The sequence below is a fragment of the Thermophilibacter sp. ZX-H3 genome, assembly GCF_052599055.1.
Window position 1 is genome coordinate 64,075 of the sequence record NZ_JBQXES010000014.1, and the last position, 8,342, is coordinate 72,416.

Consider the following 8,342-nt stretch of genomic DNA (forward strand, 5'->3'; position numbering starts at 1 on the left):
TCGTGCTTTTGTTGTGTGCGGGGGGGCGTCCCTCCTCCTCCCCCCCCCCCCCCCCCCCCGCTCCTCTCGTCAGTCGCGTCCTCGACGCGCTACCGCGCGTCGTTCTTCTCGATGTCTATAAGGATCTCGTCCGCGTCGATGAGGGGCAGCATCACGGTGCCCATGGGCGACATCGCGGACATCTCCGCGAGCTTGCTCGTGGCGAAGGCATACCCCGCCTTGATGGCCTCGAGGCGCATGGCGTGCTCCATCTTCTTGTCGCGCTGCGCGGCGGCGGACTCCTCGCTGCCGGCCATGTGGCGCGCGGCTATCGCGGCGTCCCCCATGATGGGCGAGGTCACGACCACGCCGACGAGCGCGCCGAAGTGCAGGAACTCGGGGTGCTCGCCCTGCTCGCCCGCGGGCGCGGACGGGTCGGCGATGCCAAACTGGACGCCCACCATGGCCCTGAGGACGTTCTGGCGGTTCTTGACGTCCAGGCTGAAGCGCTTGTCCGGGTTGGTGATGGCGAGGCGGCTCTCGCCAGCGCGCTCCGCGACGGGCGCGGCGTGGAAGACGCACTCGATGAGCGAGAGGTCGTCGACGCGCATGGCGAGGGAGATGTCGGTGTCGCTCATGGGGCTCCTTTCGTGCGATGTCTCCCGTGCATCTTAGCATGCGAGACGGCGGGAGACAGGGCGAGGGGCCGCCGCACCGCACGAGAACGGGGCCGGGGAATCGCTCCCCGGCCCCGTGGCGGCCCGTCCTTCTCGCTTTTCGCGCGGCGCTAGGCCCCGAACTCCTCCACCGCGGCGCGGAGCTCCTCCACGCGGTCCGTGCGCTCCCAGGTGAACTCGGGGAGCTCCCGGCCGAAGTGGCCGTAGGCGGCGGTCCTCTCGTAGATGGGGCGACGCAGGTCGAGGTCGCGGATGATGGCGCCCGGCCGCAGGTCGAAGACCCTCTCCACGGCGGCCTCGATCACGGCGTCGTCGACCTCCCCTGTGCCGAAGGTGTCCACCATCACGGAAAGCGGGTGGGAGACGCCGATGGCGTAGGCGAGCTCGATCTCGCAGCGGTGCGCGAGGCCCGCGGCCACCACGTTCTTGGCCACCCAGCGCGCGGCGTAGGCGGCCGAGCGGTCCACCTTGGTGCAGTCCTTGCCGGAGAAGCACCCGCCGCCGTGGCGACCCATGCCGCCGTAGGTGTCCACGATGATCTTGCGGCCGGTGAGGCCGGTGTCGCCCATGGGCCCGCCCACCACGAAGCGGCCGGTGGGGTTCACGTAGACGTCGGCGTTGTGCCACTCGATGCCCACCATGTCCATCACGGGCGCGATCACGTAGTCGACCATGTCCGCCTTGACGGTGGCCATGTCCTCGATGGCGGCGTCGTGCTGGGTCGAGACCACGATGGCCGTGACCTCCGCGGGGACGTCGTCCTCGTAGCGGACGGTCACCTGGGTCTTGCCGTCCGGGCGAAGGTACGGCACCTGGCCGTTCCTGCGGACCTCCGTGAGGCGCTCGGCCATGCGGCTTGCCAGGTAGTGCGGCATGGGCATGAGGACGGGGGTCTCGTCGGTGGCGTAGCCGAACATCATGCCCTGGTCGCCCGCGCCCACGAGGTCGATGGGGTCGGTGGTGCGGCCGGCCTGGGCGTCGAAGGACTCGTCGACGCCGGCGGCGATGTCGGGGCTCTGCTCGTGGATGAGGTTGAGGACGCCGCAGGTGTCGGCGTCGAAGCCGAACTTGGCGCGCGTGTAGCCGATGCGGCGGATGACGTCGCGGGCGATCTTCTGCACGTCGAGATAGGCCTCGGTGCGGATCTCGCCGGCGATGATCACGGTGCCCGTGGTCACGAAGGTCTCGCACGCGCAGCGGACGTTGTCCACGTTGGCCGGGATGCCGCCAGGCGCGACGTAGCCGGCCTCCTGGAGCTCGGCCTCCTTGGCGAGGAGCGCGTCGAGGATGGCGTCCGAGACCTGGTCGCAGATCTTGTCCGGGTGGCCCTCCGTCACGCTCTCCGAGGTGAAGAGGTAGCTGCGGGACGAGGTGGAACGATGGGGTGAAGACATGTCGGTCCCTCTTTCGCTTTCGGGGCGGCCGTTGCCATTCCGCCCCTCCCAATACAAATGCCTAGTGATGATACCCAAATGCCGCGGCGCCGAGGCCGCGCCCGCACGTCGGCACGGCAACCACACGTTCCGGCGTGGCGGGCGGGTGGCGGGGGTTCTTCTCGTTGGTCTTTCTCGTTGGTCCTTCTCGCCGCGCGGAATCGTGCGCCGAGGCATGCTCGGCAGGCGCGAAAGGCGAGCATGAGGCGCCCTCCTCGCCCGCGAGCATGCCGTATGTACCAGCATGCCCATGTGCACGGAATCGGTCTCTGAGGGCGAGAAACCGTGCGCCGAGGCATGCTCGGCGGCGGCGCGGCTACGGCGGCGCGGCAACGGCGGCGGCGCGGCTACGGCGGCGGCGTGGCTACGGCGGCGACGCGGCTACGGCAGCGATGCAGCCGCCGCGGGTCAGCCGAGGAAGACGGCGCGGCCGCGCTCCGTGCCCACGCCGGAGAGCGCGAGGTCCAGGATCCTCCGGGCGAGCCCCTCGACGCTCTCGGGCGCGCCGTCGGGGGCGACGTGCTCGAAGACCAGGAAGGCGCCGGCCACCGCGGCCGCGCAGAGGCGGCTGTCGGCGTCGTCGCGGACGAGCCCCTCCCCCTTGGCGCGCTCGAGCTGGGCCGTGAGGATGGCGAGGACGCGCGCGAGCCGCGGCCCCTCCACGGCCGCCGCCCCCGTCGCGCCCGCACCGGAGCCGAGCATCGCGAGCATGAGGGGGCCGCCGGGGCGCAGGGCCTCGGCGAGCGCGCGGACAAGCCCGAGGATCGAGTCGGCCGCCGAGGGGGCGTCGGCGACGACCCGCTCCACGGCGTCGACGAGCGCCTCGACCGAGCGGTCCATCACGGCGCGGACGAGCTCGGCCTTGTCAGCGAAGTAGTAGTAGAGCGAGCCCTTCGACATCTCGCAGCGGGCCGAGACCTCCAGCATCTGGAAGTCCGTACCGCCGCGCTCCACCATGAGCTCCGCCGCGGCCTCCATGATCTTCTCGCGCGTCACCGCGCTCTTGCGGGTCCTCGCCTCCGCCCGGCCTCCTCTGACGCCCATGTGCGCCTCCCCTCGTCCGCCAGGGCCGCATGCCTAAAAGGTGCCTAAAGGGGGCCTGTCCCCTTTTAGGCGAGCCCTCCGGGCACGGCTCTCGTTAGCAGAATCCTAGCATCAGGTCGTTGTTTTTGAGCTGAGTTCAAAAATATTGAACACACGTGTATAGTTTCGGCCGAAAGGGAAACGAGAGGGTAAGCGGGCCCGGCAGCCCGCACGACGGCCGAGTGACGGGTTTTGGACGGATGAGGCCCTGGAAACGGCCTCGTTTGTCCGAAACCCGTCACTCGGCTGGACAGACCCGCCCGGAGGACCAGAGGAGATCGCCAAGCATGCGCACCGCAATCAAAATATTCGCCCGCGACCTGAGGAGGCTCCTCGCGAGCCCCGCCGCGATCGTGATCGCCGTGGGGGTCTGCGTCATACCCTCCGTCTACGCGTGGCTCAACATCCTCGCCAACTGGGACCCGTACGAGAACACGGGCACGGTCCCCGTGGCGGTGGCCGAGCTCGACCGGGGGGCGGACGTCCCCGGGATGGGGTTCACGGACGCGGGCGACATGGTCCGCCAGCGCCTCGAGGAGAACGACCAGCTGGGCTGGACGTTCGTCGACAGCGAGGAGGACGCGCTCGAGGGCGTGCGCTCGGGGCGCTACTTCGCGGCCTTCGTCATCCCCGAGGACTTCACCTCCACGCTCGCGGGCGTGCTCGACGGGCGCACCGAGCCCGCGCGCGTGGGCTACTACGTCAACGAGAAGGCGAACGCCGTGGCGCCCAAGGTCACGGACACCGGCGCTACCACGCTCGAGACCCAGATCGCGCAGGAGTTCGTCAGCGTGGCGGGAGAGACGGTGACCGAGCGGCTCCAGGGCACCGTGCGCGGAGCGACGGACGCCGCCGACGCCGCGTCCGAGGGCGCCGCGGCCGACCTGCGCGACGTCGGCGGGCGCCTCGACGGGCTCGCCGGCGTGCTCGAGGCGGCGCGCGGCGACGTCGCCACCGCGCGCGGGGCCGTGGGCGACGCCCGCGCCGCCGTGGCGGACGCCGGCAGGGCCGCGAGCTCCCTCGCCGGGTCGCTTGACGCGGCGCTCGGGACGCTCGGCCAGGCGCGCGGGCGGGCGCGGACCCTCGCGGGCGACCTCTCCGCCGCGCTCGGGACGGGCGCGGGCGCGCTCGCCGACCTCTCCTCAACCGCGAGCCACGACATCGGCGCCATAGCCGGGGACGTGGGCTGGGCGCAGGGGCGCGCGCAGGCGGCCATCTCGCAGATCCGCGCCGCCAACGGCACCGTGGACGGCATGCTGGGGACGCTCGAGTCCGCCCTGGACGAGCTCTCCTCCGCGGGCCCCTCGGACGGGGCGGCGGCAGCGCTTCGCGACCGCGTGGTCGAGGACCTGCGCTCCGTCCTCGCCGACCTCGAGCGGCTCTCCGCCGACCAGGCCTCCGAGCTCGACGAGCTGGAGGCCGCCTCCCAGGAGGTCGCCGCCGGGGCGGGCGCGATGGGCGGCCTCGCCGGGGAGGTGAACGACGCCGTGCAGGCGGGCGCCTCCTCGCTGGAGGGGCTCCGCTCCCAGGTGGCGCAGGACGCCTCGCCCCAGCTCTCCTCCGCGCTCGACGAGCTCGCGGACGCCGGCGGGCGCGTGGCGGGCGGCGTCTCCGCGCTCGGCCCGATGACGGGCCAGGCGGACGGCACGCTGGCGCAGCTCGACGCCCTTCTCGCCCAGTGCGACGCCACGCTCGACCGGGCCGCCTCGGGCCTGCGCGACGCCGCGGGCACCGCTGACGGCCTCGCCGACGACCTCGCGGCCGTGGCGGGGGCCTCCGACTCCGCCGCCGTGAGCGGCCTGCTCGCGCTCGACCCCGCGTCCACGGGCTCGGCGCTCGGCGCGCCCGTCGAGATGGCGAGCGAGCCCGTCTTCCCCGTCGCCAACTACGGCTCGGGCGTGGCGCCCTTCTACACCAACCTCGCCCTCTGGGTGGGCGGATTCGTCCTCGTGGCCGTCTACAAGCTCGAGGTCGACCGCGAGGGCCTCGACGTCGCCGAAGTGACGCCCACCCAGGCGTTCTTCGGCCGCTGGCTGCTGCTCGCCCTGCTCGGGCAGGTGCAGGCGCTCGTCTGCTGCGTGGGCGACGTGGCGCTCGGCATCCAGTGCGTCTCGCCCGCGGCCTTCGTGCTGGCGGGGATGGTGGAGTCGCTCGTCTACGTGTTCGTCGTCTACGCCCTGGCGGTGGCCTTGAAGCACGTGGGAAAGGCCCTCGGCGTGCTGCTCGTGGTCCTGCAGATCCCCGGAGCCTCGGGGCTCTACCCCATCCAGATGCAGCCCGACTTCTTCCGCGCGCTCGGGCCGTGGCTGCCCTTCACCTACGGCATCAACGCCATGCGCGAGGCCGTCGCGGGCTTCTATGACGGCTACTACGTTCGCAACCTGCTGGTCCTTCTCGCCTTCGCGCTGCCGGCGCTGCTGCTCGGCGTGGCCGCGCGCCGCAGGCTGGCGGGCGTGAACGCCCTCTTCGACCGCCGCATGGCCCAGACGGACCTCCTCATCGCCGACCACCCCGCCGCGTGGGGCGAGAAGGACGAGGGGTTCCTCGCGTCCGTCGTGGACGCGCTCGCCACCTCCCCGGGCCACCGGGAGGCTTTCCTCGAGCGGGCCGCGCGCTTCGAGCTCGCGTACCCGCGGCTCGTGCGGCGGGGCGTGGCGGCGCTGCTGGCCGTGCCGCTGGTCCTTCTCGCCCTGCTCTTCGTGACGCCCGCGAAGTTCGCGCTGCTCGTGCTGTGGGTGCTCTCGCTCGTGGCCGCGAGCGCGTACCTCATCGGCGTCGAGTACGCGCACGACCGGCTCGCCCGCATGAGCGAGCTCGAGAGGATGGGGACCGACGAGCTCGTGGGGCTCGTCGAGGACATGAGAGGGGGCGATGGGCGATGAGGGGAGTCTGGGCGTTCCTGCGCCGCGACGCTCGGCACGCGGTCTCGAGCGCGATCGCGCTCGTCGTGTTTGCGGGAATAGTGGCCGTGCCGTCGTTCTACGCGTGGTTCAACATCGCAGGCAGCTGGGACCCCTACGGCAACACGAGGAACCTCCGCGTGGCCGTGGCAAACGAGGACGCCGGCTACGAGGGGGGCCTCCTTCCCGTGAGGGTCAACATGGGCGAGCGCGTCGTGTCCGACCTGCGCGCGTCCGAGTCGATCGGCTACGAGGTCGCCTCGGCCGACGACGCCGTCGAGGGCGTGCGCTCCGGCGAGTACTTCGCCGCGATCGTGATCCCGGAGGACTTCTCGCGCGACATGATGGGCGTGCTCTCGGGGACCTCCGGGCGGCCGCAGGTGAGCTTCTACCAGAACGAGAAGGAGAACGCCATCGCCACGATCGTGACGGATAAGGCGTCGGCCGCCGCGCAGGCGGACATCGACGCGAGCTTCGCGCGGTCGGTCGCGAGCGTGGGGGCGGGCGTGCTCGACGAGCTCTCTCGCGCGCTCGACGACGACAGCGTCACCTCGCTCGCCGCGCGGCTCGGCTCCGCCGTGGCTGACGCGGAGGACTCGCTCGCCGGCACGGCCGACGACGTGCGCGGGTTCTCCGAGCTTCTCGCCTCGACGCGTGGGCTCCTCGGCAGCGGCGCGGACGCGGCGGAGTCGGCGCTCTCCCCCGCCGCCGGGGCGGGCGACGCGCTGCGCGAGACGGCCTCCGGGCTCGCGGGCGCGGGCTCTGCGATCGACGGCGCGGCGACGTCCGTCGAGGGGGCGCTCGCGTCCGCCGGGGCGGGCCTCGACGGGGTCGACGACGCCATCGACGACGCGCTCTCTGCGGCGGAGGCGCAGTCGGCGCGCGTCCGCGGCCTGCTCGACGACGCGCGCGCCGCCGCGGACGGGCAGGCCTCCTCGCTCGACGCGCTCGCGTCCGCGCTCGGGGAGCAGGCCGCGCTTATGGGCCAGCTCGAGGAGACGCTCCCCGAGGGGGCGGCGCGCGACCGGGTGGCGGCGGCGCGCGAGCGCGTGCAGGGGCTCGCCGGGCGCGTGACGCAGGCGGCCGACGAGATGCGCGACCTCTCGCAGGGCCTCCGGCGCACCATGTCCGACCTCGACGCGGGCGCGGCCGACGCCGGGGCGGCGCGCCAGGAGCTCGCAGGGCTCGTCGGCGAGGCGCGCGCGGCGATCGACGAGGTGCGCGGGTCCTATGACGCCGACGTGCGCGGCGTGCTCGAGGAGCTCGCGACGCAGGTCGGCGACGCCGCGGCGCAGGCAGACGCCGTGCAGGGGAGCCTCTCGGCGGCGCTCTGCGCCGCGCGCGACGCCGCGCGGGGAGCCGAGGGAACGCTCGGCGACGCGCAGACCTCGCTCGACGAGACGGCGGACGCCATCGAGAAGAGCGCGGGGCGGCTGGGCGACCTGCGCGAGCGCCTCTCCGCGGCACTGGCCAGCGGAGACGTCGAGCAGGTCCGCAGGGTGCTCGCCGCCGACCCCTCCGAGCTCGCCGACTTCGTCGCGGCGCCGGTCGACGTGGAGCGCACGGCCATCTTTCCCGTGGAGAACAACGGGTCTGCCATGGCCCCGTTCTACACCACGCTCGCCATCTGGATCGGGGGCGTCGTGCTCTGCGCGCTCGTGCGGGCCACCCCCTCGGCCGAGGCGCTTGCCGAGACCGGCTGCTCGCACGCGCAGGCCTACGTGGGGAGGCTCCTGCTGTTCTGTGCGGTGGGGCTCGCCCAGGCGGCGCTCATTTGCGGCGGCGACCTCTTCTACCTGGGCGTGCAGTGCGAGCATCCGTGGCTGCTCCTCCTCGCGTGCCTCGCGTCCTCGCTCGTGTACGTGAACCTGATCTTCTCGCTCACCGCGTCCTTCGGCGACGTGGGCAAGGCCGTGGCCGTGGTGCTCATGGTGGTCCAAGTGGCTGGCTCGGGCGGTACCTTCCCGCCCCAGATGCTGCCGCCCGCCTTCCAGGCCGTCTACGCGTGGCTGCCCTTCGTCCACAGCGAGAACGCCATGCGCGCGGCGATGTTCGGCGTCTGGGAGGGCGACATCTGGCGCGAGCTGGCGATTCTCCTTGCCTACCTCGTTCCCGCCCTGCTCCTGGGCCTGGTGCTCCGCCGTCCGGTGATCCGCCTCAACGAGCGGCTCGAGGAGCGCCTAGAGAAGACCCGCCTCATGTGAGGACGTGCCGCCGTGCCGCTGGCGTCAGGTTCGTTTGGCACGCGGAAAGAGCGTGCCAAACGAACC

The 8,342-nt window shown here is 72.5% G+C and carries 5 protein-coding genes; 2 read left to right on the forward strand and 3 right to left on the reverse strand.

All coding sequences use genetic code 11. The annotated features are described in order from the left end of the window. Nucleotides 1-89: 89 nt before the first annotated feature. From ACULPM_RS07315 to ACULPM_RS07325, 3 genes are all read right to left on the reverse strand, one after another. Complete coding sequence (locus tag ACULPM_RS07315; protein WP_445331883.1) at nucleotides 90-617, reverse strand: hypothetical protein; 528 nt, start codon at nucleotides 615-617, stop codon at nucleotides 90-92. A gap of 149 nt (nucleotides 618-766) precedes the next feature. After that, the gene (metK, locus tag ACULPM_RS07320) at nucleotides 767-2,050 is read right to left on the reverse strand and encodes a methionine adenosyltransferase (protein WP_445331884.1); all 1,284 of its coding nucleotides are present in this window, start codon (nucleotides 2,048-2,050) and stop codon (nucleotides 767-769) included. Nucleotides 2,051-2,497: 447 nt separating this feature from the next. Next, on the reverse strand, nucleotides 2,498-3,133 hold the full coding sequence (locus ACULPM_RS07325) for a TetR/AcrR family transcriptional regulator (RefSeq protein WP_445331885.1): 636 nt from the start codon (nucleotides 3,131-3,133) through the stop codon (nucleotides 2,498-2,500). 326 nt (nucleotides 3,134-3,459) lie between these two features. On the opposite strand from ACULPM_RS07325, the gene ACULPM_RS07330 reads away from it, so the two are divergent. Both ACULPM_RS07330 and ACULPM_RS07335 read left to right on the forward strand, forming a co-directional pair. Continuing rightward, nucleotides 3,460-6,054 (forward strand): YhgE/Pip domain-containing protein, encoded by a 2,595-nt coding sequence (locus ACULPM_RS07330; RefSeq protein WP_445331886.1) that lies wholly within the window; start codon nucleotides 3,460-3,462, stop codon nucleotides 6,052-6,054. Further along, on the forward strand, nucleotides 6,051-8,276 hold the full coding sequence (locus tag ACULPM_RS07335) for a YhgE/Pip family protein (protein ID WP_445331887.1): 2,226 nt from the start codon (nucleotides 6,051-6,053) through the stop codon (nucleotides 8,274-8,276). The genes ACULPM_RS07330 and ACULPM_RS07335 overlap by 4 nt, the downstream gene beginning before the upstream one ends. Nucleotides 8,277-8,342 lie beyond the last annotated feature (66 nt).